Consider the following 24,232-nt stretch of genomic DNA (forward strand, 5'->3'; position numbering starts at 1 on the left):
TACTGCTACCCATCCCAGGAAACCGATTTCGCACGACCGCGTTACCCCAAACTCACAGGAGCGGCGATCCTCATGCATTTCACCATCAACGGCACGGTTCACGAAGCCGACCCCGACATCCGCGCGTCGTTGCTCGACGTGCTGCGCGAGCATGTCGGGCTGACCGGCACCAAGAAGGGCTGTGACCACGGCCAGTGCGGGGCATGCACGATTCTGGTGAACGGGCGGCGGATCAATTCGTGTCTCACACTCGCAGTCATGCATCAGGATGATGACATTTTGACGATCGAAGGGATCGGCAGCGCCGACGCCCTGCACCCGTTGCAAGCCGCATTCGTCAAGCATGACGGATATCAGTGTGGCTATTGCACGCCGGGGCAGATTTGCTCGGCGGTTGGGATGCTCGACGAAGTGAAAAAGGGCTGGGCGAGCCATGTCAGTACCGATCTCGACTCGGTCACGCTCGATGGCGAGGAGATTTCGGAGCGGATGAGCGGAAACCTGTGCCGCTGCTCGGCTTACCCCAATATCGTCGATGCGATTTCGGAAGTGGCAGGCGCATGAAAACCTTCGAATATGCGCGGGCCGATACCCCCGAGGCAGCCGTCGCGGCGGGTGGCCGGTTCATCGCGGGCGGCACCAATCTGCTCGATTTGATGAAATTGCAGATCGAGACGCCGGAGAAACTGGTCGACATTTCTCGGCTCGATCTCGCGCAGGTCGAGCGCCGCGAGGATGGCGGACTGACGATCGGCGCGCTCGTGCCGAACAGCGATCTCGCGGCGAATGCGCATGTCGTCGACGGCTATCCCGTTCTTGCGCGCGCTTTGCTGGCGGGCGCTTCGGGACAGCTCCGCAACAAGGCTTCGACGGGCGGGAATCTGTTGCAGCGAACGCGGTGCTACTATTTTTACGACACCGCGATGGCGTGCAACAAGCGCGAGCCGGGATCGGGCTGTTCGGCGATCGGCGGGTATAACCGTATCCTCGCGGTGCTGGGCACCAGCGAACACTGCATCGCCACGCACCCGAGCGACATGGCGGTGGCGATGCGCGCGCTCGATGCGACGATCGTGACGCTGAAACCCGATGGCGACCGGCGGCGCATTTCGATCCACGAATTCTATCGCCTGCCGGGCGAGACGCCGCAGATCGAAACCGCTCTGGAAGCGGGCGAACTCATCACCCATGTCGAATTGCCGCCGCCGCCGGTCGGACAGCAACTCTATCGCAAGGTCCGCGATCGTGCGTCCTATGCGTTTGCGCTGGTCTCGGTCGCCGGGATCGTCTCGGTCGAGGATGGCAAGATCGCCTCCGCCGCACTTGCGTTCGGCGGGCTCGGGCCGATGCCTTGGCGTAACGCCGCGGTCGAGGCGGCGTTGGTTGGGCAAGCGCCATCCGACGCGGTGTTCGCGGCTGCCGCCGATGCCTTGCTGGCGGAGGCGAAAGGATACGGCTCGAACGATTTCAAGATCCCGCTGACTCGCCGCGTGCTGATCGCATCCCTGCGCGAACTGACCGGAGCTTCGACATGAGCACCACCAACACGCTGACGATGGACAAGCCGACGCCTGCGAGCCTGCTCGATACGGGCGCACAGGGAATCATCGGCAAGGGCCTCGACCGGGTCGAGGGGCCGCTCAAGGTGTCGGGTGCGGCAACCTATGCGGCGGAACATGCGATCGACAATGTCGCCTACGGCGTGCTCGTCGGCAGCAAGGTCGCGCGCGGCAAGATCGTGTCGGTCAATGCGGACGGCGTGCGCGGCCTGCCCGGCGTGATCGACGTCGTCACCGATTTCGCGACCTTTTTGCGCAATCCGCAGCAAGGCGGGGAGACCGAGGCACCGACCCAGGGCGTCGAGGACGTGCACTATTTCGGCGAGATCGTCGCGATCGTGTTGGCCGAGAGCTTCGAAGCGGCGCGCGATGCCGCGCAGCAGTTGACCGTCACGTATGACAAGGCGGAGGGTCGTTTCGATTTCGAGGCGCTGAAGGGCGAGGCCGAAAAGGCGCCCCCGTCCGATCAGGTTCTGCCGCATTTCTCCGAAGGCGATATCGACACGGCGATGGCGGAGGCGGCAGTCTCGATCGACGTCACCTACACTACGCCGAGGCAGAACAGCGCCGCGATGGAGCCGCACGCATCGATCGCGATGTGGGATGAGCATGGCGCGTTGACGCTGTACGGATCGTACCAGATGCCGACTTCGGATGCGCAGCAACTCGCCAAGGCGCTTGGCGTGAGCGCGAAGAAGGTGCGGATCGTCGCGCCCTATATTGGTGGCGGCTTCGGCTCAAAACTCGGCATCGCGCCGGAATCGGTCGCGGCGGCGATTGCTGCTCGAAATCTCGGTCGCCCGGTCAAGGCGGTGATGGCGCGGCAACAAGTGTTCGATGCGACCGTCCGTCGTTCGAACACCGAGCAGCGGATGCGCCTTGGTGCCGATGCGAGTGGCAAGCTGACCGCGCTCGGCCATGAAACGCTGACCAGCAATCTGCCCGATGAGACCTTTTTCGAGCCGTGCGGGATTGGCACGCATTTCGCCTATGCCGCGCCCAACCGTCAGATCGATCATGATGTCGTTCGGCTTGACTGGCTACTGTCGGGCTCGATGCGCGCGCCGGGTGAGGCGTCTGGGATGCTCGCGCTCGAATGCGCGATGGATGAACTGGCCGAAGCCACGGGCCTGGACCCGATCGAATTGCGCCGGATCAACGAGCCCGAGAGCGACCCCGACACGCAAGCGCCGTTTTCGACGCGGCAGTTGCTGCGCTGTCTCGATGAAGGGGCGGCCCAGTTCGGCTGGGAAAAGCGCGGCAAGGCTGGCACGGTTCGCGATGGCGAATGGCTGATCGGTTTGGGCGTCGCCGCGGCGGTGCGTGGCAACATGCTGATGGAATCGTCGGCGCGCGTGACTCTTACACGCGGTGGCCAGGCGATCGTTGAGACCGCGATGACCGACATCGGGACGGGTTCCTATACGATCCTCGCGCAGATTGCTGGCGAAATGCTCGGTCTGCCAATCGAGCGCGTCACCGTGAAGCTCGGCGATACCGACTTCCCGCCGGCGGCCGGTTCGGGCGGCTCGTGGGGTGCGGCGTCGAGTGGATCGTCGGTCTACCTCGCGTGCGAGACGATCCGCGAGCAGTTGGCGAAGGCGATGAAGGTCGATCCGGAGGCGCTGACGCTGAAGGACGGCGAGGCCATCGCCGACAATCGCAAGGTCTCGATCGGCGAACTGGCCGGGATCGACGGGATCGTCGCGACCGGCACGATTGCGCCCGGCAAACAGGAAAAGGCGACCAAACAGGCAGGCTATGGCGCGCATTTTGCAGAGGTCGCCGTGAATGTCGTGACCGGCGAAGTCCGCGTGCGGCGGATGCTCGGCGTGTTCGCGGCTGGGCGCATCCTCAATGAAAAGACCGCGCGCTCGCAATGCATCGGCGGGATGACCTTCGGCATCGGGGCCGCGCTGACCGAGGATTTGATCCACGATCCGCGCAACGGCAAGCTCGTCAACCACGATCTCGCCGAATATCACGTGCCGGTGAATGCCGATGTGCCGCAGCAGGAGGTCGTCTTCCTCGAAGAGCGCGACGTTCACGCCAACCCGATCCATGCCAAGGGCATTGGCGAGCTTGGCATCTCCGGCGCTGGCGCGGCAATCGCCAACGCCGTGTACAATGCGACTGGCGTGCGGGTGCGCGACTACCCACTTACGCTGGACAAGATCTTGGACGGCTTGCCCGCGGTTTGAGCGGGCAGGCCAGGGGGGCGGAAAACATTTATGGCCGATTACAAGATGGACGCCGATCACCCCGGCCTCGCGATGGACCGCGGGGTGCAGGGTGTTCTCGGTGCCGGCCTCGATCGCAGCGAAGGCGCATTGAAGGTCAGTGGTGCGGCTCGCTATGGTTACGAGCACCGCGTCGAGGGCGATGTCGCATACGGCTATCTCATCACCGCGCCTGCCGCTAAGGGCAAGGTGACGGGCTTTGACACCGATATCGCCCGTTCGCTCGCGGGCGTGATCGACATCATCGTCGATGATCCGCGCATCCCGCGTCAGGCCGCCGCGTTCGGCCCGGCGCATGCCGGTAATGACGAGATCGACCATTGGGATCAGGTCGTCGGCGTCGCGATTGCCGACAGTTTCGAGGCGGCGCGCGACGCGGCCAGGGCGGTCGTGGTGCATGTGACCGGCGAAGTCGGCAAGTTCGACACGATGGCAAACGTCGCCGATGCCAATCCGCCGCCCAAGGATTCGCGGCTGCAGGATGTCGCCAAGGGCGATATCGACGCGGCGATGGCGGCGGCGAACGCATCGGGCGGGGTGACGATCGACCAGGTCTATACCACCCCGAACCAGGTCCATGCCGCGATGGAACCGCACGCATCGGTCGCGGTGTGGGACGGCGACCAATTGACGCTGCATTCAAGCTTGCAGATCCTCGCCGTCGCAAAGCCCGTGCTCGCCAAGGCGATCGGCATTCCGGCGGACGAGGTGCGCATCCTGTCGCCCTATATCGGCGGTGGTTTCGGGTCGAAGATGCTCGGGCCGGAGGCGGTGCTGGCCGCGATTGCCGCACAGAAGATCGGTCGCCCGGTCAAGATCGCGATGGCGCGCGCGCAACTGTTCCACAACATTTACCGCCGTACCGATACGCACCAGCGCATCCGGCTTGCCGCCGACAAGGACGGCAAGCTGCTCGCGCTCGCGCATGACAGCATCGTGAGCCAATGCCCCGATGGCGGCTTCATGGAACCGGTCGCGCTCGGCTCGCTCGCTTTGTACGAAGCGCCGGTGCGGCACTTCAGCCACAAGGTTGTAACGCTCGACATGGTGATGGCGGGGGCGGTGCGTGCGCCGGGCGAGGCGGTCGGCACGCTCGCGCTCGAAACCGCGATCGACGAAATGGCCGAGGCGCTGGGCCGCGATCCGATCGATTTCCGCAAATTGAACGAACCGTCGGTCGATCCGCTAACCGGCGCGCCCTTCTCGACGCGCGCGTTGGTCGAATGCCTCGATCAGGGCGCCGAAGCGTTCGGATGGGCCAAGCGCGCGCCGACGCCCGGGCAATTGCGTGAGGGCGAATGGCTGATCGGCATGGGCGTCGCCGCTGCGGTGCGGATCAATTTGCTGGTCGATTCTGAGGCGCGCGTGACGCTCAAGCCCGACGGCCGCGCTTTGGTCGAAACCGACATGACCGACATCGGCACCGGCACCTACACCATCCTCGCGCAGATTGCAGGCGAAGCGCTGGGCTTGCCGATGGAGAGCATCGACGTCGTGCTCGGCGATACCGATCTGCCGCCGGGTGCGGGGTCGGGTGGATCGTTCGGCGCGGCAAGTGCCGGCTCGTCGGTGGCGCTGGCGTGCGAGGATGTCGTCGCGGTGCTGGCCGATCGGATGGAGGCGAAGCCCGAGGACATGACGCTCAAGGACGGGCATGCGGTCGCGGGCAACCGCCGCGTGCCGCTGGGCGATCTGGTCGGGGCCGAGGCCTTGGTCGGCAAGGGCAAGATTTCGCAAGGATCGAACGCCAAGACCTTCAGCCAGGCCGCGCACGGCGCGCAATTCGCCGAAGTCGCGGTCAATGTCGTGACGGGCGAAGTGCGGGTGCGGCGGATGCTCGGCGTGTTCGAGGCAGGCCGCATCCTCAACGCAAAGCTCGCGCGCAGCCAGGCGATCGGCGGGATGATCTGGGGGATCGGCTATGCGCTGATGGAGGATGCCGTGCTCGACCAGCGTTACGGCCAGTTCGTTAATCACGATCTCGGCGAATATCATATTCCGAGCCATGCCGACGTGCCGCCGCTCGACGTTTTGTTCGTTGAGAAGATCGACCGGCATGCCAACCCGATCGGGGTAAAGGGGCTGGGCGAATTGTCGATTTCGGGCGCTGGCGCGGCGGTGACCAACGCGATCTACAATGCCTGCGGGGTGCGGGTGCGCGATTTTCCGCTGACGCTGGATAAGGTGCTGGCGGGGTTGCCGGAGATGTGACGACCGCTTTTGTTTCCCCCTCCCGCCTTCGCGGGAGGGGTAGGGGAGGGTCTTCTTCTTCCGCGACGCCTGAAAAAGACGACCCTCACCGACTGCGACTGGGGCCGCCTGAAGAAGGCGACCCAAGTCTCCGTTGCCTCTCCCGCGAAAGCGGGAGAGGGCACAGGAGTAGAAGAAGAATGCCCGATAACGATACCGTCCTGACCGCCGCGCGCACTTGGAAGGGCGAGCCGCTCGCGCTCGCCACCGTGGTTTCCACCTGGGGTTCGGCACCGCGCCCGCGCGGCAGTCACATGCTGGTCCATGCCGATGGCCGGTTCGAGGGGTCGGTCTCAGGCGGCTGCGTCGAAAGCGACATTCTGGCCACCGCCGCTGACGTAATTGCGGGCGCGCCGTTTCAGCTCAAGAATTACGGCGTCGCCGATGCCGCGGCATGGGAAGTCGGCCTGCCGTGCGGCGGCGAGATTGCGGTGCTGGTCCAGCCCGTGTCGGCCGAGGGCTTCGACCCCGAACTGTTCGACCGTATTGCCGAGGCGCAGGCGGCGGGCAAGGCGCTCAGCGTCTCGACCGATCTCGCCAGCGGGCAAAGCTCGCTGCGTCCGCTCGAAGGGGCGGCGTTCGTCAACCGCTACGACCCGCCACGCCGCTTGCTGATCGTCGGCGCGGTGCAGATCGCCCAGGCGCTGGCGGGGCTGGCGCGCGAGCTTGGCATCGCCACGACGGTGATCGATCCGCGCGCACGCTTTTTGACCGAGGAGCGCTTTCCCGGCGTGACGCTCGATGATCGCTGGCCCGATGAGGCGGTCGAGGCGCTCGATCCCGGCCTCGCCAGCGCCGTTGTGACACTCAGCCACGATACCAAGATCGACGATCCCGCGCTGATCGCCGCGCTCGCGCGTCCGACCGCGTATGTCGGTGCGCTGGGATCGCGCCGCAGCCATGCCGCGCGGCGCGAGCGGCTTGCCGCAGCGGGGGTCTCGCAAGCCGATCTCGACCGAATCGATGCGCCGGTCGGTTTGGATATCGGCGCGATCGGCCCGGCGGAAATCGCATTGTCGGTCGCCGCCGCGATGGTCGCTGCGTTCAACCGCAAGGATTGAGCGGATGATGGCACCCGAGGATTGCGCGCTGGTACTGCTGGCGGCGGGACGGTCCGAGCGATTCGGCGACGCCGACAAGTTGCAGGAGGACTTCCTGGGACAGCCGCTGGCGTTCCATGTCGTTACCGCGCTCGAGGAAATACCCTTCAAGGCGCGGATTGCGGTCTGTTCGAACACCGATCTCGATTTCGACAGTCGCGGCTACATCGCGGTGCAGAACGGCGCGCCGGAGGAAGGCATGTCCGGTTCGGTCGTGCTCGGGGTCGCGGCGGCACGCGCGCTGGGCTGCGCCGCGGTGGTGGTTGCGCTGGCCGACATGCCGCGCGTGACCGCCACGCATATCTATCGCCTGTTCGATGCCGCTGACGGCCCCGAAGCGGTGGTCGCGTCGAGCAATGGCGTGCACCCGACCCCACCCGCGCTGTTTGGGGCCGGGCAGTTCGACACGCTGCTCGAGCTTGAGGGTGACGCGGGTGCCCGCGATCTGATCCGCGCCGGCCGTCGCGTGATTGCGTCCGAGGCGGAGTTGCTCGATATCGACCGGCCCGCGGATCTGGAGCGGCTGCGCGCCTTGCGTTAACGCACGTAACTCGCGCCGTTCACGTCGAGCACCGCGCCGGTCATCGACGGCGGCGCGTCGAGCGCGAGGAAGCGCGTGACTTCTGCGACCTCCTCGGCCTGCGCGACTCGCCCCAACGGGATATCGGCGAGCAATCTGTCGCCGTCGCGGCTCGCCAGATAATCCTCCGCCATGCCGGTCATGGTGAAGCCCGGGCAGACCGCGAAGGCGAGGATACCCTCTGCCGCATAACCGCGCGCGATCGATTTGGTCATCGCGACCATCCCCGCTTTGGCGGCGGCATAATGCCAATGCTCGGGCGAGTCGCCGCGATATGCCGCGCGGCTGGCGATATTGATGATCCGTCCGCCGGATTTGCGCTCCTGCCAGTGGAGCACGGCAAAGCGGCACAGTTCGGCCGATGCGGTGAGGTTGACGCGCATCGTGCGCTTCCACTGCGCAACCCATTGTTCGTCGGCATGGGCGATCGGATTGGCCTCGAACACGCCGGCATTGTTGATCAGCACGTCGACCCGCCCGACGAGCCGGTCCAGCGCCTCGTCCCACAGCAGGCGCGGGGCGGCTGGGTCGGCGAAATCTGCGGCGATGGCGGAGGCGGTCGCGGTGGTGGCCTGCCCGATGACATTCGCGCCCGATGCGTCGAGCGCGGCGAAGGTCGCAGCGCCAATCCCGCGCGAGGAACCGGTAAGGAGGATGTTGGTCATGGGTTCGCCCTATCGCCCCGACCTGCGTCATGCCAGCGTCGGGGCACCCCACAAAGTATTACTTTACGGGGACCCGTAGACTGGCATCTCGTGGTTGGGCGCGGTGGCTCTTTCACGACGACCCCAGCTTTCGCCGGGGTGACGAGCGGACGATCTTACGCCGCCACGCTGGCCGAGAAGGTATCCGCGGCGTTCTTCAGGCCACCCAGTCGATCGTCGACCTCGCCGAAATCATGCTCCAGCGTATCAATCTCCGCCGCGACATGTTCGGTATCCTCGCGGATCGCGGTGATCGTGTTCGACATCGAATCGGCGGCAAGTGCGGTTTCGTCGACCGCGGCGGTGATCGCGGTGACGGTCTGCGCTTGCGCTTCCATTGCGAAGCGAATGCGGTTGGCGCTTTCCTGGACCTCCGCCACGGTCGATTTGATCGAGGCGTTGGTTTCGACGGTAGACCGCGTCGCCGACTGGATCGCGGCGATCTTGGCGGCAATGTCGTCGGTCGCGCGCGCGGTCTGGCTGGCCAGGCTCTTCACTTCCTGCGCCACGACGGCGAAGCCGCGCCCGGCATCGCCCGCGCGCGCCGCTTCGATCGTGGCGTTGAGCGCAAGCAGATTGGTCTGCCCGGCAATGTCGCGGATGAGGCCCAGAATCGATTCGATCGATTTGGCGTGATCGGACAAGGCTTCCGACATGCCGACCGCCGCGCCGGCTTGCGCCGATGCCCGCGTGGCAATCTCGGTCGCGGCTTCCACTTCTCCGCGCGCATCCTCGATTGCACGGATCAGGCCGGCGGCGGTCTGTGCCGCTTCGCGCATCGCCATCGCCGATTGCTCGGCCGCGGCGGCGACTTCGGTAGTCTTGCCGATCATCCCGCGTGCGGACCGCGCGGCCCCTTGCGCTTGCACGCGAATGCGGTTGCCGAGCGCGGCAGTCCCTGCGATCGACGTGGCGATCGTCTCGCTGAAATCGGCCGAGCGCGCCCGCCGTTCGGCGCGCGCCTGTTCGGCATCGCGCGCGCCCAGATGTGATGCCATGACGTCGGCCTCGACCAGGCCGAGCCGTTGCACGGCATCGGCCAGAGCCCGCATTCGTGGCGATCCGACCCCCAATTTGGCCTCGATCGTTTGCAGCGTGCGGCTGTGCGCGAAGCTCAGCGACGACAACAGTGCGGGCAGCGGGATCCCGGCTTTTTGCGAATCGGCGGCATGGCGATTGGCCATCCGCATCCAATCGTCATCAAAGGCGGCGGCATATTTGGCGCGGGTATATTTGGCGCTGTGGGCGACGCGAGTCGCTTTATAGTCGGGGGTGAAAAAGGGCCGGATATGCGCGCTGACCGGCAGCGACAGGTAATGGTCCCAGAACGCCCCAGCGATCTCGGTCTCGTGCCCTTCGATCAATCCCGCGATTTCGACCGAGGCGGCGGCGATGCTGCCGTCCCAGTCATATTCTCTCACGCGCTGCGCGGCCGTGCGGTTTTCCCCGCTCCAGCCTCCTAGATTCGCGCTCTCCTGCGCCATGTCTTTTCCCTTCAAGGGTTATGCGGCAACTTTCGCGACGAACTCGCTGGCGCTATTCTTGAGCATACCAAGCTTATGATCGAGTGAATCGAATCCGCGACCGACATGGTCGATCTCGGAGGCGACGGTCTCGGTGTCTTCGCGGATCGCGGTGATGGTGTTGGACATCGAATCGGCGGCGAGCGCAGTTTCATCGACCGCGGCGGTAATCGCGGTTACGGTCTGCGCTTGCGCTTCCATCGCATAGCGGATGCGGTTGGCGCTTTCCTGCACTTCGGCGACGGTCGATTTGATCGACGCGTTGGTCTCGACGGTCGATCGCGTCGCCGACTGGATCGCGGCGATCTTCGCGGCGATGTCGTCGGTCGCGCGCGCGGTCTGGTTGGCGAGGGACTTCACCTCCTGCGCTACAACCGCGAAGCCGCGCCCGGCGTCGCCGGCGCGCGCCGCCTCGATCGTGGCGTTCAGCGCGAGCAGATTGGTCTGCCCGGCAATATCGCGAATCAGGCCGAGAATCGATTCGATCGACTTGGCGTGGTCGCTGAGCGTGTCCGACATGCCGACCGCGGCCCCGGCTTGCGACGCGGCGCGAGTCGCGATTTCGGCGGCGGCTTCGACTTCGGTGCGGGCATCCTCGATCGCGCGGATCAGGCCGGCAGCGGTCTGCGCCGCTTCGCGCATCGCGACGGCCGATTGTTCGGCGGCGGCGGCGACTTCGCTGGTTTTGCCCAGCATGCCGCGCGCCGAGGTGGATGTCCTGACCGATTGGCCGCGCAGCACTTCGGATTCCTGCGTCGCTTGCTCGACCGTGGCGGCGATGCCTTCGCGGAATTCGGTCGCCAGCCGGTCGCGCTCGCCCTGTGCGGTGAAGGCGCGGAAGGCGTTGTAGATTTCGACGGTGATCTCGGCTTCGAGGCCAGTCAGCCGCATCACGGTATCGATGAAGATCGGCAAGCGCGGATCATCGCCTTTGACCCGCTTGAACAGAATATCGAGTGCTGCACGGTCGCTCGCACAGGTCATCGACAACAAGGCCATGGTCGAGACCCCGGCGCGATAGCCCGATGCGACCGAGCGTTCCATCGATTCGACCCACAGCCGCCCGGACACGTCGCAGAAGCGATTGCGCAGATAGGTGACGCCGAGTTCGACCATCTTGGCCTCTTCGTGCGGTTGCCAGCTTTGCTCGCCGGGACTGGCGCGTTTCCACTGCGCCCAGAAGGCGAGCGCAATTTCGCCGGCATCGGGTTCGAGCACGATCCACACCTCGCGCGCGGCCGATTCCAGCGAATTGTCGAAATCGAACGCGCGAAGCCGCGCGCGGATGTCGATCGTCGCGGCAACCATGCCGGGGGCGGGGAGCGTGTTGGTCAAGGCGAAACTCCGTGTAGGTGCCGCGCGGCAAAGCGTGCTCGGTTCACGCACCGGCCTAGTGCGATTTGGTTAACGCTGCGTAAGCGTGCGTGCGGCGCAATCGCGTTCGACGCTACAAACCTTGCATCGTGATGCACGCCGATTAAGAGGGCGGCACGTATCCCCACGATCATCCGACGAGGACGCTTTCGCCTTGGCCAGCCCCAGCAGCACCCGAACCGCCCGCGCCCGCCCGCTCAGCCCGCATTTGTCAGTGTGGAAACCGGGGCCGGCGATGATCGTCTCGATCCTCCACCGCATCACCGGCGACGGTATGGCGACGGTCGGCACGGTCGTGCTCGTGTGGTGGCTTGCCGCGATTTCGGGTGGTGCGGCAAGCTATGCGACGTTCGAGCATGTCTTCATGGAATTCTGGGGCGGCGCGATCGGGTATCTGTTCGGGATCGGGCTGACGCTGTCGTTCTTTCAGCATCTGGCGACGGGCGTGCGGCACTTCGTCCTCGATGTCGGCGCGAATTACGATCTGAAGGGCAATCGCGCCGGATCGATCGCGACGATGCTGTTTTCGGTCCTGGCGACCGCGGCCTTCTGGGCCTATTTGACGATGGTGAAATAAGATGGGCAACGGAACCGAACTCGGCCGCGTCCGCGGTCTCGGCAGTGCCAAGGAAGGCACGCATCACTGGTGGTCGCAACGCGTGACCGCAGCGTCGAATTTGTTTTTGATGCTGTGGTTCTTCATCGCGATCGCGCGCCTGCCCGCCTATGATTATGAGACGGTCCGCGCGTGGCTCTCCTCGCCCTGGGCGGCGGTGCCGTTGTTGCTGCTGATCGTGTCGGTCTTCTATCATTTCCGGCTGGGTCTGCAGGTCCTGATCGAGGATTATCAAAAGGGTACCAGCCGCGTCGTGCTGCTGCTCGCGCTCAATTTCTTCACGGTCGGCACTGCCGCCATCGCCCTTTTCGCGATCCTCAAGGTCGCTTTCACCGTTACCGGAGCCGCACATGGCTGAGGCCTATAAGATTATCGATCATACGTACGACGCCGTCGTCGTGGGTGCCGGCGGTTCCGGCTTGCGCGCGACAATGGGCATCGCCGAAACCGGCCTGAAAACCGCGTGCATTACGAAAGTTTTCCCGACGCGCAGCCATACCGTTGCAGCACAAGGCGGCATCGCCGCCTCGCTCGGCAACAATTCGCCCGACCATTGGACGTGGCACATGTTCGACACCGTCAAGGGGTCGGACTGGCTCGGCGACCAGGACGCGATCGAATATATGGTGCGCGAGGCCCCTGCCGCCGTTTATGAGCTCGAACATGCCGGCGTGCCGTTCAGCCGCAATGACGACGGCACGATCTACCAGCGCCCGTTCGGCGGCCACATGCAGAATATGGGCGAAGGCCCGCCGGTCCAGCGTACCGCCGCTGCGGCTGACCGTACCGGCCATGCCATGCTCCACGCTTTGTATCAGCAGAGCCTGAAGTATGACGCGGACTTCTACATCGAATATTTCGCGCTCGACCTAATCATGGAAGACGGCGTCTGTCGCGGCGTGATCGCGTTGTGCATGGACGACGGCTCAATCCATCGCTTCCGCGCGCATAAAGTCGTGCTGGCGACGGGCGGCTATGGCCGCTGCTATTTCTCGGCGACCTCGGCGCACACCTGCACCGGCGATGGCAATGCGATGGTGCTGCGCGCGGGCCTCCCGCTGCAGGACATGGAGTTCGTTCAGTTCCACCCGACCGGCATTTACGGTGCGGGCGTGCTGATCACCGAAGGCGCACGCGGTGAGGGCGGGTATCTGACCAACAGTGAAGGCGAGCGCTTCATGGAGCGCTACGCTCCGTCGGCGAAGGACTTGGCGTCGCGCGACGTCGTGTCGCGCTCGATGGCGCTGGAAATGCGAGAAGGGCGCGGCGTCGGCAAGAATGGCGACCATATCTGGCTCCATCTCGACCATATCGACCCCAAGGTGCTCGCCGAGCGGCTTCCGGGCATCACCGAGACCGGCAAGATTTTCGCCGGTGTCGATCTGACGCGCCAGCCACTGCCGGTGACCCCAACGGTGCATTACAATATGGGCGGCATCCCGACCAATTATCACGGCGAAGTCGTCCACATGAAGGACGGCGACCCCGATGCGGTCGTGCCCGGCCTGTTCGCGGTGGGCGAGGCGGCGTGCGTTTCGGTCCATGGCGCCAACCGCCTGGGTTCCAATTCGCTGATCGATCTCGTGGTGTTCGGCCGCGCGACCGGCTTGCGGATCAAGGACACACTCGCGCCCAACACGCCGCACACCCCGCTGCCCAAGGGCTCTGAGGAAATGGCGCTCGCGCGGCTCGACACCTTCCGCAATGCCAAGGGTACCGTACCGACCGCGCAGATCCGGCTCGAAATGCAGCGCACGATGCAGAAGAATTGCGCGGTGTTCCGCGACAATGCGCTGCTGACCGAAGGCGTGGCGGCGATCGAGGCGACCTATCGCAAGCTCGGCGATGTTGCGGTGACCGACCGCTCGCTGATCTGGAACACCGATCTGGTCGAGACGCTCGAGCTCGACAATCTGCTCGCCCAGGCAATGGTAACGATGCAATCCGCTGCCAATCGCAGGGAATCGCGCGGCGCGCACGTGAATGAGGATCATCCTGATCGCGACGATGCGAATTGGATGAAGCACACCACTGCGACCTTCACCGGCTGGGGCGGCAAGGACGGCGCAGTCGAAATCGGCTATCGCCCGGTGCACGACTACACGCTCACCGATGACGCGGAATACATCAAGCCGAAGAAGCGGGTGTACTAAGCGCCGCGCGCGCCTGAGCAAAGCTCGGGCGCGCGGATAGCGGCGCGATCGGCCGGCGCGGCCAGCAGCCGCGACCGACGGCATGGGCTTCGCCCATGCCCGCCCCTAGACCGCGAACATCTCCGCGAAGACGGTCAGCACCGCCGTCAGCGTCGGCGGATCGACCACGCCCAGCCGTTTCACGAGTCGACGCCGGTCCAGCGCGCGAATTTGATCCGGAAGGATCAACCCGTCCTTGCCTTTAAATCGTGTCGCGATCCTGAAGCGCGTTGGGCGGCTGCCGCTGGTCAGCGGCGCGACGATGATCGTTGGGGAGCGCAGATTCAGATCATCGGGCGATACGACGAGGCAAGGTCGCGTCTTCTGGATTTCGCTACCGACAGTCGGGTCGAGCGTGCAGAGCCACACCTCGCCGCGTTTCACCAAGTCAGATCGCCATCATCGTCGTTGCCGAAGGCCATCCATTCGGCTTCTTCTTCGGTCAGGCCAGCCGCGGCAACGCGCTCTGCATCCTCGGCCCAGCCTTCGCGCACCTTGCGGACGGGCGTGGCCACCACCTTGCCGTCTTCAACCCGCACGTCCATCGGCGCACCGACCGAGAGGCCGATTTCCTGTAGCACCGCTTTGGGCACGATCATGCCCACCGAGTTTCCCATCTTGCGAAGCGACGTTTGCATAGCTGACCATTATTACTGATCGTTAGTAAGCACAAGGTTGTAACATCGGAAGGCGCACTTGACATGCCAGATGGGTTCCGCACGATGCTGCAATGCGCTGGATCGTTTGGGCCTCACTTGTCATCGCGCTCGCTGGAGAAGCTTCGGCGCAACAATACGACCCACCCCGCCACACCCAGCCGACGCCGCCGCTCGGTCGCACCGATGAAGATATGGTGGTCCAAGCCAACAACGGCATTACGGTCGAACGTGGCCGCACGCCGCATATTGAACTCGCCGAGCATCGCCGCCTCGACCGCGCGCTCGCTCGCGTGGCCCCGCAGCGCAAGGGCGTGATCGATGCCTATGTCGTCGCGGTCGGGCTCGACAGCGATGCGGTGTTCGGGCGCGAAGCCCGCGAGGCCGCCCGCGTGCTTGCGCGGCGCTATGGCGCGGAGGGGCGGACGATCGTGCTCGCCGGAACCAACGGCCACGCCCCCAGCGACTTGCCGCGCGGCAGCCCCGGCAACATTGCCGCCGCGCTCGCCCGCGTGGCCGAGGTGATGGACCGGCGCGAGGACGTGCTGATCCTCTACACGACCAGCCACGGCGCCCCGCTCGGCATCATCTACAATGACGGCGATCAGGGCTTCGGCGCGATCTCGCCCATCCGGCTCGCCGACATGCTCGAAACGCTCGGCATCCAGCGGCGGCTGGTGATGATCAGCGCGTGCTACTCCGGCGTGTTCGTCGCCCCGCTGGCGAGTGAAGAGGGCGTGGTCATCACTGCGGCTTCCTCGGATCGCACCTCGTTCGGATGCCAGGCCGATAGCGACTGGACCTTCTTCGGCGACGCGCTGATCAACAATGCGCTACGCAAGGCACAGCCGCTGGCCGAGGCCGATCGCGAGGCGACCGCGCTGATCGCGGCGTGGGAGGTGCGCGGGAACCTCGTGCCGTCCGGCCCGCAAATCGAGATCGGCGCGCGCGCGGCCAAGTGGTTGGATGTGCTCGATAAGCGCGTGCCGCCGGTGGCGACCAAGCCGGTCGGGCGGCCCGCGATCAGCCTGCTCGACGCGCGCTAATTCGAATCGGGGTCGGAACAACATTGTCGCTCGCCGGTTTGGGCGCGCATGAAAGCTGCCCGCTATCCGCTGCTCGCCAATCCGCACATCCGCCTGTCGGGGCCGGTCGATCAATTTATGTATTCGAGCTTCCGCCAGCAGCTCGAAGCGTGCCCACCGGAGGGTACGCTCGTGATCGCCATCACCACGCTCGGCGGCGATCCCGAGGTCGCGCGGACGATGGCCGACGACATTCGCTTGCTCGAGGACCATGACGGGCGCGAGATTTTGTTCCTGGGCAAGGTCGCGGTCTATTCGGCGGGCGCCACCTTCATGGCGGCGTTCCCGGTCGATCGCCGCTTCCTGACGCGGCATACTCGGCTGATGATCCATGAGCGGACGATTTCCAAGCAGATCAACCTCAACGGCCCGCTGCGCATGGTCGTCGCATCGATCAAGGCGGCCTTGCACGAGGTCGAACATTCGATCCTGATCGAGGAGGAGGGTTTCCGCGACATCGTGAAGAACAGCCGCGTGGATTTCGAGGATCTGCGCGAAAAGGCGCCGTCCAATTGGTACATCGAGGCTGAAGAAGCGCGCGAGCTGGGGTTGGTGCTGGACGTGATTTGATCCGGCTGCTCCCCTCCCGCTTGCGGGAGGGGATGGGGGAGGGGATATCGCAAATCGCTGCCACGAGAGCGGGGGACAGCCCCTCCCCTAACCCCTCCCGCGAGCGGGAGGGGAACTAAACCCGCACCCGCTCTGCACCGAGTCTTCACCCAACCCCCTTTGGCCGCGCGGCGCGCGCATCCCTAAAAGAACAGCCTCCACCATCAGGGAGGCTCCCATGTCCGAACCCCGTCCGCCGCGCACGCCCGGCATCAAACTGTTGTTCGCGCTCCTCATCGGCGCCTTGCTCGCGATCCCGCTCTTCACCGTCTATCTGCTGGTCTATGATCGGCAGAATCAGTCGCAGACCGCGCGGAGCACGATTGCGGAGGGGTGGGGCGGGCCGCAGTCGATCTCCGGCCCGGTGCTGGTCATCCCTTATGCCGCCACCACCAACGAGACCGTCACCGAAAACGGCAAGCAGATCGTCAAGACGACGACGGCATGGCACGAACTGACACTGTCGCCTGAGGCCGCGGCGATCCGGTCGGACGTCAAACCCGATGTCCGCAAGCGGTCGATCTATCAAGCGGTGGTCTATGAGGCGCGCAATAAGGGCGAGGCGCGCTTCGTACTGCCCGCCGATCTGTCGCGCTGGGGCACGACGCGCGCTGCACTCGCGCTCGATAAGGCGGAGTTGCGCTTCGGCATTTCGGACGCGCGCGGGCTGTTCGGCGCGCCGCCGGCGGTCGCCGCCGACGGCACCCCGCTCGAGCTGCAACCCGGCAAGGGGCCACCCGAGACCGGGGGCTCGGGCTTCTTCACCGCGCTCGACGCACGCAGCCTCGCCGCGAAGCCGCTGCGGGTGACGTTCGATTATGCGGTGCGCGGAAACGCCTCGATCGCGTTGCTGCCACAGGGCGGCGACACGCGCTGGACCGTCACGTCGAGCTGGGCCAACCCCAGCTTTCAGGGTGGCTTCCTTCCCTCCGAGCGCAAGGTCGGTACGAACGGCTTCAAGGCAACCTGGCGCGTCGGCAATCTCGCGCTTGGTCGCACATTGATTTCGACCGACGAGAGCGGCAAGGCCGAGGTCGTACCGGGCGACTCTGCCACCGGCGCCCGCGTCGATCTGGTCATCCCGGTCGATCTCTACGCGCAGGTCAATCGCAGCGTGAAATACGGTTTCCTGTTTATCGGCTTCACCTTCATGGCGCTGCTGATGTTCGATCTGATCGGCGGGGTGCGGGTCTCGCCGATCGAATATGGGCTGGTCGGCGCAGGGCTGGTGCTGTTCTTCGTCATGCTGCTGGCCTTTGCCGAAGTGATCGGCTTCACCGCAGCGTATTGCGTCGCGGGCGGTGCGATCATCGCCTTGCTCACCGCCTATTCCTCGGCGGTGTTGCGCAGCTGGCGGCGCGGCGGGCTGATCGCGGGGTTACTCACCGCGCTCTACGGCGTGCTCTACGTCCTGCTCAGCCTGGAGGATCTGTCGCTGCTGATCGGCTCGCTGCTGCTCTTCGCGGCGCTGGCGGCGGTGATGTACCTCACGCGCGGGCTCGATTGGGGCGGGCGCGAGGCGGCGATCAAGGGATGAACGTGCCGGGGCGGCGGGGAACCGGCGCCCCGTGCAACCACTCGGCGCAATCGCGCTTGCAGCAAAACATCGCCAGAAGGTTTGCGAGCCGCGCCGCGCTTGTGTACGGCCTTTGGAACCTGCGGCGGTATGCCGCCCTCGGAACTCGAAAGCGCGAAGCAAGCGATGGCTGAATTCTCTCTCCCCGCCAACAGCAAGATCAAGCCCAATGGCAAGGTCCACAAAGCCGCGCCGGAAGCCAAACGCATCAAGAATTTCAAAATCTACCGCTACGATCCCGATTCGGGCGCGAACCCGCATTACGACACGTTCCAGGTCGATCTCGATAATTGCGGCCCGATGGTGCTCGACGCGCTGATCAAGATGAAGTCGGAGCAGGATTCGTCGCTCACCTTCCGCCGCTCATGCCGCGAGGGGATTTGCGGGTCGTGTTCGATGAACATCGACGGCAAGAACGGCCTCGCCTGCACGACGGCAATCGAGGACGTGAAGGGCGACATCCGCATCACGCCGCTGCCGCATATGGAAGTGATCAAGGATCTCGTCCCGGATTTCACGCATTTCTACGCGCAATACAGCTCGATCAAGCCGTGGCTGCAGACCGTCACCCCGCCGCCCGCCGGCAAGGAGCGGCTGCAGTCGCCGGCCGAACGCGAAAAGCTCGACGGCCTGTACGAATGCATCCTGTGCGCGTGCTGCTCGACTGCCTGCCCGAGCTATTGGTGGAATTCGGACAAGTTCTTGGGCCCGGCGATCCTGTTGCAAGCCTATCGCTGGCTGGCGGACAGCCGTGACGAGATGACCGGCGAGCGGCTCGACGAGCTGGAAGATCCGTTCCGCCTGTATCGTTGCCACACGATCATGAATTGCGCGAACGTCTGCCCCAAGGGTCTGAACCCGGCCAAGGCGATCGCCGAGATCAAGAAGATGGAAGTCGAGCGGGTATTGTGAGTCCTTACCCCGCGGGAGCGGGAGAAGGCCTGTCCGAACCCCCTTTCACCTATGACGACGATCCCGATCTGCCGGGGTGGAAACGCTGGCAGTTTCGGGATCGGACGCGCTACAACAGCTTCATCGAACCGCTGTCGGTAAAGGTCGAAGGCAGCATCGCGCGCGTGCGGATGCTGCCGCGCCACGAACATTCCAATATGCGCGGCGATGTCCACGGCGGCGCCTTGCTCGGCTTCATGGACGTGGCACTGTTCGCCGCCGCGCGCGGGTTCGGCGTGTTGCAGGCGGGTGGCGCGGTGACGCTCGATCTGTCGGCGCAATTCATCGGCGGGGGCGCGATCGGAGTCCCGCTCGAAGCGCATGTCGAATTGCTGCGCGAGACGCAGCGGATGTTGTTCCTGCGCGGGCTGATCGTCCAGGAAGGCGTGCCGACGATCGCGAGCTTTACGGGGACGCTGCGTAAATCGACGCCGCCGCCTTTGCTGCTCCACCCCGGCGAAGGCCGGGGCCCAGTAGCCGAACAATCGTAACCTTGCGTATCGCGCGGACTTCCTTCGATCCTCGACTGGGCCCCGGCGTTCGCCGGGGTGGAATTAAATGACCTCGATCCTCGCAGCCTACGACCGCCTGATCGCCGCAGGCGAACTCCGCGCCGATCCCGAACAGGCCGCCGCTGCGCGCCGCCTCGCCGATCTCGCAACCGCGCTCGAAGCAGCCCCAAAGCGCGGCTCGATTCTGTGGCGCGCGCTCGGGCGTAAACCCGAGTCGCCACGCGGCGTCTATCTCTGGGGCGGCGTCGGGCGCGGCAAATCGATGCTGATGGACTTGTTTTTCGGCTGCCTCGCGATCCCGCTGAAACGCCGCGTCCATTTCGGTGAATTCATGCTCGAAGTGCACCAGCGCCTCGCCGCCGAGCGCGCCAAGGAATTGGGCGACCCGATCCCGCCGTTGGCGAAAGCGATCGCCGAGGAAACCCGGCTGCTCGCCTTCGATGAGATGATGGTCACCAACAGCCCCGATGCGATGATCCTGTCGCGGCTGTTCACGCAATTGCTGGCCGAGGGCGTGACCGTCGTCACCACCTCGAACCGCCCGCCCGCCGATCTGTACAAGAACGGCCTCAACCGCGAACATTTCCTGCCCTTCATCGCGCTGATCGAGGCAAAGATGGACGTGATCGCGCTCAACGGCCCAACCGATTATCGCCGTGACCGGTTGGGCGCGGTCGATACCTGGCTCGTCCCCAATGGCCCCGAGGCGACGAAGATGCTGTCGGGCGATTTCTTCCGCCTGACCGATTACCCGCCCGAGGACCGCGCGCACGTGCCGACCGAGGAGATCATCGTGCAGGGCCGCAGCTTGCATGTGCCCAAATCGTTGAAGGGCGTCGCCGTCTTCAGCTTCAAACGGCTTTGCGGAGAGGCGCGCGGGGCGGCCGATTACCTCGCCATCGCGCGGCGTTTCCACACGGTCATCCTGGTCGGCGTGCCCAAGCTCGGGCCAGACATGCGCAACGAGGCGGCACGCTTCGTCGCGCTGATCGACGCGCTGTACGAGCATAAGGTCAAATTGCTCGCCGCCGCCGATGCGCAACCGGCCGAGCTATATGAGGCGGGCGATGGCCGCTTCGAATTCGAACGGACGATCAGTCGGCTCGAGGAAATGCGCTCCGAAGACTATCTGGCGCTCGGTCACGGCGCGGACTGACCAGCCGCTGCAGGGCGGTGCGCAGCGCGGGTTCGCCATGGCGCGCCACCATCCAGGCGCTGGCGAGCATTATCGCAACGGTGAGGCCGATTGCGACCACGAGCGGCACGCCCGACCGCGCGAGGACGCCGATCATCACCGCGCCCGCGACCTGGTGCAGCAGATACAGCGGATAGGTCATCAGCCCGATCGCACGCGCGAAGCCGGGGTCGATTCGCTGCGCCAGCCAGGGTTGCACGCGGTCCGCGCAGCCGAGCGTTATGAGTCCAAACGCGAACAGCGCCTCTCCCGCAATCGTCGCTACGGTGATGGTCCCCCCACCGATATGCGCCGCAATCTCGACCACGCCCGTCGCGCTCGCCAGCAGGAGCAAGGCGGCCCGCCCGGGCATCCCGGGCATCGCCAGCGCGATCCCCACGGCGAAGAAGCAGCCGTGCGGCAGCAGCAGCAGGATCGCCGCCTGATTGGTGACGATCGGCTCGGCGGCGGGGCCTAGCAGCAGGCACACCATCCAGAAGGCCGCGCTCGCCAACGCCAGCGCCCAGCCGACCAAGGCGATCCGCCGCGCATCCCCCACCGCCGCCAGCGCGACCAATAGGTAGAAGGCGCATTCCACGCCGAGCGTCCAATACGAGCCGTCGATCTGCGCGCCGATCGGCCAGAAGCGGATCGATCGGAACCAGTCGGCGGCAAGCGCTGCATCGCCTTGCCCGCCCGCGATCAGTACGAGCGCCGTGAGCGTCGCGCAAAGCCACGCCGCCGGCACCAGCCGCAGCACGCGCCGCCGCAGGAAATCCTGCCACGACGCCCCCACGGCAGAGCGCGCGATCACCATGCCCGAAACGACGAAGAACAGTTCGACCCCGACCAGCCCGGCGCGCGCCATTGCCACCGGTGTGGCGGCCACGCCATGCAGCGCCGTGGCTACGCGCCCATCGGGCACACTCCAGAAAGCGGTGCTATAATGATAGCCCATCACCAGCGCCGCGCAGGCAAAGCGCGTCAGGTCGATCGCAAGGATCGTGCGGAGCATGGGCTTGGCCATAAAGTGCGATACGGCCCTCGTGCTTAAGATGACGTAACCGGCCAGCGCCCCGATGTGCGCCCCGATAGGTCGATACAGCACCTCAATTGCACATGCGAACAAATTGCAATAAGAAGACTCGCCCTGACTCCCTTTACGGTTGCCCCGACGCCAAAACCCGCCTAAGCCGCGCGCCAACTGGCCCGCCCGTCCGCTGGCCGCAGACGAAAAAGGATCCCGGATGGCTCGCAAGAAAATCGCGCTGATCGGCGCCGGTAACATCGGCGGCACGCTCGCCCATCTCGCAGCCCTCAAGGGCCTGGGCGATGTCGTCCTGTTCGACGTGGCCGAGGGTATCCCGCAGGGCAAGGCACTCGATCTGTCACAATGCTCGCCGGTTGAAGGCTTCGACGCCAAGGTCACCGGGTCCAATGATTATAACGACATCGCGGGCGCCGACGTGATCATCGTCACCGCAGGCGTCGCGCGTAAGCCCGGCATGAGCCGCGACGATCTGCTCGGCATCAACCTCAAGGTGATGAAGGCCGTGGGCGAGGGCATCGCCGCCAACGCGCCGAATGCCTTCGTCATCTGCATCACCAACCCGCTCGATGCGATGGTGTGGGCGCTGCGCGAATTCTCCGGCCTGCCGCACCACATGGTCGTCGGCATGGCGGGCGTGCTCGATTCGTCGCGCTTCAGCCATTTCCTCGCCGAGGAATTCCAGGTTTCGGTCAAGGACGTGACGAGCTTCGTGCTCGGCGGCCACGGCGACACGATGGTGCCGGTCATTTCCTATTCGACCGTCTCGGGCATTCCGATCCCCGATCTAATCGCGATGGGTCGCTCCACGCAGGAGAAGATCGACGCGATCGTCGCCCGCACCCGCGCGGGCGGTGGTGAAATCGTTGCCTTGCTCAAGACCGGCTCGGCCTATTACGCGCCCGCCACCAGCGGCATCGCGATGGCCGAGGCTTACCTGTACGACCAGAAGCGCGTGCTCCCGGCGGCGGCGCATCTCAGCGGCCAGTATGGCGTTGACGGCCTGTATGTCGGCGTACCGGTGGTGATCGGCGCAGGCGGCGTCGAACAGATCGTCGAAATCGCGCTCGATGACGAAGCCAAAGCGAACCTCACCGTATCGGTCGATGCGGTGAAGGAACTGCTGGTGGCGTGCAAGGCGATCGACGGCTCGCTGGCGTAAACCCATTAACCACCCCGGCGAAGGCCGGGGCCCAGTAGCGGGCCGCTGCGATGGAAGATCAGGCCTACGTTTACATCATGGCGAGCGCGAGAAACAGTACCTTGTATCTCGGCTCTGCGGTGAATCTACCGAAGCGCGTTTGGGAACATCGAAGCGGCGTCGTCGAAGGGTTCACGAAGAAGTATGGCTGCAAACTGCTCGTTTGGTACGAGTTGGTTCGCAGCTGGGAAGCCGCCCGGCAGCGCGAGCTGCAGATGAAAGGATGGAAGCGCGCCTGGAAGTTGCGAGAAATCGAAGGGCTCAACCCGGATTGGGACGACCTGTACGATCGTATCGCGCAACCTTGAACGTTTCTCAACTGGGCCCCGGCCTTCGCCGGGGTGGTAGGAATGGAAAATAGATGAGCATCCTCGTCGACAAGAACACCAAGGTCATCACGCAAGGGATGACCGGCAATACCGGCAGCTTCCACACCCAGGCCGCGCTCGATTACGGGACGCAGATGGTTGCGGGCGTGACGCCGGGGAAGGGTGGCACGACCCACCTCGGCCTGCCGAACTACAACACCGTGGCGGAAGCCGTGCACGCGACCGGCGCGACCGCGAGCGTCATCTACGTCCCGCCACCCTTCGCCGCCGATTCGATCCTCGAGGCGATCGACGCGAACGTGCCGCTGATCGTGTGCATCACCGAGGGCATTCCGGTGCTCGACATGGTCAAGGTCAAGCGCGCGCTCTCGGGCAGCAAGTCGCGGCTGATCGGGCCGAACTGCCCCGGCGTCCTCACCCCCAATCAGTGCAAGATCGGCATCATGCCCGGCAGCATCTTCAAGGAAGGCTCGGTCGGCGTCGTCTCGCGCTCGGGAACCTTGACCTATGAAGCGGTGTTCCAGACCTCGAATGCCGGGCTCGGCCAGACCACTGCGGTCGGCATTGGCGGCGATCCGGTCAACGGGACCAATTTCATCGACGTGCTCGAACTCTTCCTTGCCGATGAAGCGACCAAATCGATCATCATGATCGGCGAAATCGGCGGCGACGCCGAGGAGCAGGCCGCGCAATTCCTGATCGACGAAGCGAAAAAGGGCCGCAGCAAGCCGATGGCTGGCTTCATTGCGGGCCGCACCGCACCTCCGGGACGCCGCATGGGCCATGCCGGTGCTATAGTAAGCGGGGGCAAGGGCGACGCCGAGAGCAAGATCGCGGCGATGGAAGCTGCCGGGATCCGCGTTTCGGCCTCGCCGAGCGAGCTCGGCGAGACTTTGTTGGCGGTGTTGAAGGGTTAAACAATTACCCTCTCCCCGGACGGGGAGAGGTAGGGA

24 protein-coding genes are annotated in these 24,232 nt (G+C 65.1%); 18 read left to right on the forward strand and 6 right to left on the reverse strand.

Translation table 11 applies throughout. From position 1 onward, the window contains the following. The first annotated feature begins 72 nt into the window (after window positions 1-72). The 6 genes from HMP06_RS16040 (at window position 73) to HMP06_RS16065 (ending at window position 7,690) form a co-directional block, all read left to right on the forward strand. Window positions 73-564, forward strand: a complete 492-nt coding sequence (locus HMP06_RS16040) for a 2Fe-2S iron-sulfur cluster-binding protein (RefSeq protein ID WP_176497979.1) — start codon at window positions 73-75, stop codon at window positions 562-564. Continuing rightward, window positions 561-1,535: an FAD binding domain-containing protein gene (locus HMP06_RS16045; protein ID WP_176497980.1), complete on the forward strand. Its 975-nt coding sequence runs from the start codon at window positions 561-563 to the stop codon at window positions 1,533-1,535. The genes HMP06_RS16040 and HMP06_RS16045 overlap by 4 nt, the downstream gene beginning before the upstream one ends. Beyond that, complete coding sequence (locus tag HMP06_RS16050; protein WP_176497981.1) at window positions 1,532-3,760, forward strand: xanthine dehydrogenase family protein molybdopterin-binding subunit; 2,229 nt, start codon at window positions 1,532-1,534, stop codon at window positions 3,758-3,760. Before HMP06_RS16045 ends, HMP06_RS16050 begins: the two co-directional genes overlap by 4 nt. Before the next feature lie 30 nt (window positions 3,761-3,790). Further along, complete coding sequence (locus tag HMP06_RS16055) at window positions 3,791-6,010, forward strand: xanthine dehydrogenase family protein molybdopterin-binding subunit (RefSeq protein WP_176497982.1); 2,220 nt, start codon at window positions 3,791-3,793, stop codon at window positions 6,008-6,010. 179 nt (window positions 6,011-6,189) lie between these two features. Next, a complete protein-coding gene (locus HMP06_RS16060; protein ID WP_176497983.1) occupies window positions 6,190-7,110 on the forward strand; it encodes an XdhC family protein in 921 nt (306 codons plus the stop codon). 4 nt (window positions 7,111-7,114) lie between these two features. After that, entirely contained in the window at window positions 7,115-7,690 is a 576-nt protein-coding gene (locus HMP06_RS16065) for a nucleotidyltransferase family protein (RefSeq protein ID WP_176497984.1), read from the forward strand. On the opposite strand, the gene HMP06_RS16070 is transcribed toward HMP06_RS16065, so the two are convergent. From HMP06_RS16070 to HMP06_RS16080, 3 genes are all read right to left on the reverse strand, one after another. Continuing rightward, the gene (locus HMP06_RS16070; RefSeq protein ID WP_176497985.1) at window positions 7,687-8,394 is read right to left on the reverse strand and encodes an SDR family NAD(P)-dependent oxidoreductase; all 708 of its coding nucleotides are present in this window, start codon (window positions 8,392-8,394) and stop codon (window positions 7,687-7,689) included. The two genes, HMP06_RS16065 and HMP06_RS16070, sit on opposite strands and share 4 nt — an antisense overlap. Window positions 8,395-8,549: 155 nt before the next feature. Beyond that, window positions 8,550-9,917 (reverse strand): methyl-accepting chemotaxis protein, encoded by a 1,368-nt coding sequence (locus HMP06_RS16075; RefSeq protein ID WP_176497986.1) that lies wholly within the window; start codon window positions 9,915-9,917, stop codon window positions 8,550-8,552. Window positions 9,918-9,935: 18 nt separating this feature from the next. Next, window positions 9,936-11,264 (reverse strand): methyl-accepting chemotaxis protein, encoded by a 1,329-nt coding sequence (locus HMP06_RS16080; protein ID WP_176498602.1) that lies wholly within the window; start codon window positions 11,262-11,264, stop codon window positions 9,936-9,938. 220 nt (window positions 11,265-11,484) lie between these two features. On the opposite strand from HMP06_RS16080, the gene sdhC reads away from it, so the two are divergent. Genes sdhC through sdhA form a run of 3 tightly spaced genes read left to right on the forward strand, consistent with a single transcriptional unit; the run spans window position 11,485 to window position 14,099 of the window. Further along, on the forward strand, window positions 11,485-11,907 hold the full coding sequence (gene sdhC / locus HMP06_RS16085) for a succinate dehydrogenase, cytochrome b556 subunit (protein ID WP_176497987.1): 423 nt from the start codon (window positions 11,485-11,487) through the stop codon (window positions 11,905-11,907). Between the two features lies 1 nt (window position 11,908). Further along, a complete protein-coding gene (gene sdhD, locus HMP06_RS16090; RefSeq protein WP_176497988.1) occupies window positions 11,909-12,304 on the forward strand; it encodes a succinate dehydrogenase, hydrophobic membrane anchor protein in 396 nt (131 codons plus the stop codon). Then, window positions 12,297-14,099, forward strand: coding sequence for a succinate dehydrogenase flavoprotein subunit (gene sdhA / locus HMP06_RS16095; RefSeq protein ID WP_176497989.1), 1,803 nt, complete (start codon window positions 12,297-12,299; stop codon window positions 14,097-14,099). Before sdhD ends, sdhA begins: the two co-directional genes overlap by 8 nt. Before the next feature lie 105 nt (window positions 14,100-14,204). On the opposite strand, the gene HMP06_RS16100 is transcribed toward sdhA, so the two are convergent. Together HMP06_RS16100 and HMP06_RS16105 are read right to left on the reverse strand one after the other, a co-directional pair. Further along, window positions 14,205-14,522 (reverse strand): type II toxin-antitoxin system PemK/MazF family toxin, encoded by a 318-nt coding sequence (locus HMP06_RS16100; RefSeq protein WP_232089745.1) that lies wholly within the window; start codon window positions 14,520-14,522, stop codon window positions 14,205-14,207. After that, a complete protein-coding gene (locus HMP06_RS16105) occupies window positions 14,519-14,776 on the reverse strand; it encodes an AbrB/MazE/SpoVT family DNA-binding domain-containing protein (protein WP_197940709.1) in 258 nt (85 codons plus the stop codon). The genes HMP06_RS16100 and HMP06_RS16105 overlap by 4 nt, the downstream gene beginning before the upstream one ends. A 92-nt stretch (window positions 14,777-14,868) precedes the next feature. Between HMP06_RS16105 and HMP06_RS16110 the strand changes: the two genes are divergently transcribed. The 6 genes from HMP06_RS16110 (at window position 14,869) to zapE (ending at window position 20,683) form a co-directional block, all read left to right on the forward strand. Further along, entirely contained in the window at window positions 14,869-15,840 is a 972-nt protein-coding gene (locus HMP06_RS16110) for a C13 family peptidase (RefSeq protein WP_176497991.1), read from the forward strand. A gap of 48 nt (window positions 15,841-15,888) precedes the next feature. Further along, the gene (locus tag HMP06_RS16115) at window positions 15,889-16,449 is read left to right on the forward strand and encodes a ClpP family protease (protein ID WP_176497992.1); all 561 of its coding nucleotides are present in this window, start codon (window positions 15,889-15,891) and stop codon (window positions 16,447-16,449) included. A 217-nt stretch (window positions 16,450-16,666) separates the two neighbouring features. Then, complete coding sequence (gene creD, locus HMP06_RS16120; protein ID WP_176497993.1) at window positions 16,667-18,025, forward strand: cell envelope integrity protein CreD; 1,359 nt, start codon at window positions 16,667-16,669, stop codon at window positions 18,023-18,025. A 165-nt stretch (window positions 18,026-18,190) separates the two neighbouring features. Further along, the gene (locus HMP06_RS16125; protein WP_176497994.1) at window positions 18,191-18,976 is read left to right on the forward strand and encodes a succinate dehydrogenase iron-sulfur subunit; all 786 of its coding nucleotides are present in this window, start codon (window positions 18,191-18,193) and stop codon (window positions 18,974-18,976) included. Then, window positions 18,973-19,506: a PaaI family thioesterase gene (locus HMP06_RS16130; protein ID WP_232089747.1), complete on the forward strand. Its 534-nt coding sequence runs from the start codon at window positions 18,973-18,975 to the stop codon at window positions 19,504-19,506. The genes HMP06_RS16125 and HMP06_RS16130 overlap by 4 nt, the downstream gene beginning before the upstream one ends. A 67-nt stretch (window positions 19,507-19,573) precedes the next feature. Next, window positions 19,574-20,683, forward strand: coding sequence for a cell division protein ZapE (gene zapE, locus HMP06_RS16135; protein WP_176497995.1), 1,110 nt, complete (start codon window positions 19,574-19,576; stop codon window positions 20,681-20,683). Here zapE and HMP06_RS16140 read toward each other — a convergent pair. Beyond that, window positions 20,622-21,728, reverse strand: a complete 1,107-nt coding sequence (locus HMP06_RS16140; protein WP_176497996.1) for an acyltransferase family protein — start codon at window positions 21,726-21,728, stop codon at window positions 20,622-20,624. The genes zapE and HMP06_RS16140 overlap by 62 nt on opposite strands. Window positions 21,729-21,948: 220 nt before the next feature. Here HMP06_RS16140 and mdh point away from each other — a divergent pair, with 220 nt between their 5' ends. The 3 genes from mdh to sucD are packed head-to-tail and all read left to right on the forward strand — an operon-like array spanning window position 21,949 to window position 24,196. After that, window positions 21,949-22,911, forward strand: coding sequence for a malate dehydrogenase (gene mdh, locus HMP06_RS16145; RefSeq protein WP_176497997.1), 963 nt, complete (start codon window positions 21,949-21,951; stop codon window positions 22,909-22,911). A 50-nt stretch (window positions 22,912-22,961) separates the two neighbouring features. Further along, window positions 22,962-23,258: a GIY-YIG nuclease family protein gene (locus HMP06_RS16150; RefSeq protein ID WP_176497998.1), complete on the forward strand. Its 297-nt coding sequence runs from the start codon at window positions 22,962-22,964 to the stop codon at window positions 23,256-23,258. Between the two features lie 53 nt (window positions 23,259-23,311). Then, window positions 23,312-24,196, forward strand: a complete 885-nt coding sequence (gene sucD, locus HMP06_RS16155; protein ID WP_176497999.1) for a succinate--CoA ligase subunit alpha — start codon at window positions 23,312-23,314, stop codon at window positions 24,194-24,196. Window positions 24,197-24,232 lie beyond the last annotated feature (36 nt).

This window comes from Sphingomonas sp. HMP6 (assembly GCF_013374095.1).
In the GTDB taxonomy this organism is placed as follows: Bacteria; Pseudomonadota; Alphaproteobacteria; order Sphingomonadales; family Sphingomonadaceae; genus Sphingomonas.